Genomic DNA, 2,774 nt, shown 5'->3' on the forward strand with positions numbered 1-2,774 from the left:
GGCGCCACCAGCATTGGTGCCTGCCTTGTCGAGCAATTCGCAGCACAAGGCGCGAAGGTCGGCTTCATCGACATCGACGCTGCGGCAGGATCGACGCTGGCGAGCGCACTGGCCGGAGCGCGGCACGCCCCGCTATTTGTTCATGCTGACTTGACAGACATCGCTGCGTTGGAGAGTGCCATCGAAAAGGTGCGCCAACACTTTGGCCCCATTAACGCACTGCTGAACAACGCTGCCAACGATCGCCGTCACACCATTGAAGAGACCACCCCGGAGACCTGGGATGCTGGCATCGCGGTGAACCTGAAGCACCAGTTCTTTGCTGCTCGCAACGTCGCGCCAGACATGCGCAAGACCGGTGGCGGAAGCATCGTGAATTTCGGCTCCCTCAGCTGGATGCTCAAACAAGGTGGTATGCCGGTATACACCACGGCCAAATCTGCTGTGCAGGGCCTGACGCGCAGCCTCGCGCGCGATTTCGGGCCATTCAACATCCGGGTCAACACACTGGTACCGGGCTGGGTGATGACAGAAAAACAGCTGCGCCTCTGGGTTGATGACACAGCTCGCGCTGATATCGCGCGCGGCCAGTGCATCAACCAGCCGGTATTGGCAGAGCACATTGCCCGTATGGCGCTTTTTCTGGCGGCGGACGACAGCGCCATGTGTACGGCGCAGAATTTTGTGGTCGATGGCGGCTGGGTGTGACCGAACGAAGCCTTGTTGCCGCAACAGCCTGATTAGGCAAGTACCCTGCCTGTTCGCTCGGCGCGCTGCGCCGAGCACGTTGGTTGCGAGTACGGGCCGAGGCTCGCCGCGACCACCTCAGCCTGGCGGGCCTGGTTCCTGCCCTACCGGGACTGAGTGACTGGCTCTATCGTCCGAGCCAGTGCCGAGATCACCCATGATTGGCAAAGCGCAGCGGGCAAGTACGGCGAGGGCCGCCGCAAACAAGGCGACCAGGCCCAGCGCCACCGGCAAGGTGGCGACCTGCGCCACCGCACCGATCATGGGGGGACCCGACAGAAAACCAAGATAGCCCAAACTGGCGACGCCGGAAATGCCATGTGCGGGCGAGATACCGGGCACCCGCGACGCGCAGGCGAAGAGCACCGGCACCACGTTCGCGATGCCCAGGCCCACCAGCGCGAAACCTGCCAGCGCCGCCGCCGGATGGCCGATCAGCAACACCGCCAGCATCGCGATGGCGGCCAGCGTGCCACCGACACTCAGCAGGGCCACGGCACCCAGTCGCGCACGAGCCCGGTCACCCGCGAAGCGGCCGATGGCCATCGCCACCGAGAACGCCGCATAGCCCAGTGCCGCCAGGGCTTGCGGCGACGCCAGGCTCTCGCGCAGGTAGAGCACGCTCCAGTCGTACATGGAACCCTCGGCGACCAAGCCCAGCGCGGCCATGGCGCCGAGCAGGACGATCACACCGTGTGGCCGCATGAAACTGTGGCCCGCTTCGTCGCTCGTGTGCGCCCACGCCGGCCGCCAGCATCGCCAGCGCCACTTCGGCCTCGCTCAGGCCGTGCAGGTGCTTGAAGGTCGGTACATGCACGCCCCAGGTCGCAAACGCCAGCCCGTTCAGGAAAAAGTGAAGATTCGTTGCCAGTCGCGCTGATCGGGGAACTGAAAGCGACACCCGGTCACTTGACGTGACTGCGCCAGTTGTACTGCTGCTTGAAGCCCAGCAAGCGCTTGATCTTCTCATTGCTCAGCAGGGTCTCAAACTCGCCGAGGGTCTTCTTGACCGGCACCGTCGGATAAAAGCGCTTGAGCAGCTCCGCCGTCGGCAGGTCGGACGAGACATCATCAGCGGCAACGTTCATCACCTGATAGCCCAGGCCGTCCTTGTCGACGCCCAAGCGCGCTGCGGTGGCCAGGTCGCGGGCGTCGATGTAGCTCCAGGTGATGCGGCGGCGGAAGCCCGGGTCCTTGAAGTATTCGGGAAACTTCGCGTAGTCCACCGGGTCGATCACATTGCCGATGCGCAGGCAGTAGATATCCGAGCCGGTTCGGGCATGGAATGCCTTGGCCGTGGCCTCGTTGATCACCTTGGACATCGCGTAGCTGTCCATCGGATCGACCGGGTATTCTTCATCGAGCGGCAGGTACTCGGGCATGCGGTAGTTGTCGGCGAAGACGATGCCGTACGTTGTTTCGCTCGATGCGATGATGACTTTCTTGATGCCGTACTTCGCCGCCGCGTCAAGCACGTTGTAGGTGCTCATGACATTGATGCGAAAGACCTCGTTGTCCGGGTGCGTCATGATCCGCGGAATTGCCGCGAAGTGGATGATGGCATCGATCGGTGCCGGTTTGATGGATTCGCTGAATTCGTGCCGTACCGTTGTACTGCACAGCGCATTGAAGACCTGGCCGGCGTCGGTCAGATCGGTAATCATGGTTCGGGCCGCGGAGTTGGGCAGAACGGTGCGGTCCAGGTTCATGACCTGGTGTCCGTGGTCAAGCAGATCCTTGACGACCCATTTACCGGCCATGCCGCTGCCGCCGGTGACGATGATGTTCTTTTTCATTGCATTTCCTTTGATGGTGAGTGTGTTGGTTGTCTGGATTGAAATTATTCGGCGGCCGTCTCAGTGCCGGCTGGCCAAGGCGTCACGCACTGCCTCGACACCGCTTTGCGGCGAGGACAGGACGGGCACCTTCAAGTCGGTGAGTGAGGGGACCAGCCGCGCCATCGACACCTGTGCCAGTACGATGACATCCACTTTGTCGGCCAGGGACTGGATCGTGCGCTTGACGAT

The 2,774-nt window shown here is 62.4% G+C and carries 4 protein-coding genes; 2 read left to right on the forward strand and 2 right to left on the reverse strand.

What is annotated here, in order from left to right; translation table 11 throughout:
• Window positions 1-708: SDR family NAD(P)-dependent oxidoreductase (locus ABW22_RS16300; RefSeq protein ID WP_059759404.1), on the forward strand; the 708-nt coding region annotated here is incomplete at its 5' end.
• Window positions 709-825: 117 nt separating this feature from the next.
• Here the strand turns inward: ABW22_RS16300 and ABW22_RS16305 are convergent.
• Entirely contained in the window at window positions 826-1,452 is a 627-nt protein-coding gene (locus ABW22_RS16305; RefSeq protein WP_237763392.1) for a hypothetical protein, read from the reverse strand.
• On the opposite strand from ABW22_RS16305, the gene ABW22_RS17875 reads away from it, so the two are divergent.
• Complete coding sequence (locus tag ABW22_RS17875) at window positions 1,451-1,627, forward strand: hypothetical protein (RefSeq protein ID WP_202813982.1); 177 nt, start codon at window positions 1,451-1,453, stop codon at window positions 1,625-1,627. The genes ABW22_RS16305 and ABW22_RS17875 overlap by 2 nt on opposite strands.
• 25 nt (window positions 1,628-1,652) lie before the next feature.
• Here the strand turns inward: ABW22_RS17875 and ABW22_RS16310 are convergent, their stop codons facing one another.
• Complete coding sequence (locus tag ABW22_RS16310; RefSeq protein WP_059759410.1) at window positions 1,653-2,543, reverse strand: NAD-dependent epimerase/dehydratase family protein; 891 nt, start codon at window positions 2,541-2,543, stop codon at window positions 1,653-1,655.
• Window positions 2,544-2,774: the final 231 nt, after the last annotated feature.

This window comes from Thiobacillus denitrificans (genome assembly GCF_001530125.1).
In the GTDB taxonomy this organism is placed as follows: Bacteria; Pseudomonadota; Gammaproteobacteria; order Burkholderiales; family Thiobacillaceae; genus Thiobacillus; species Thiobacillus denitrificans_C.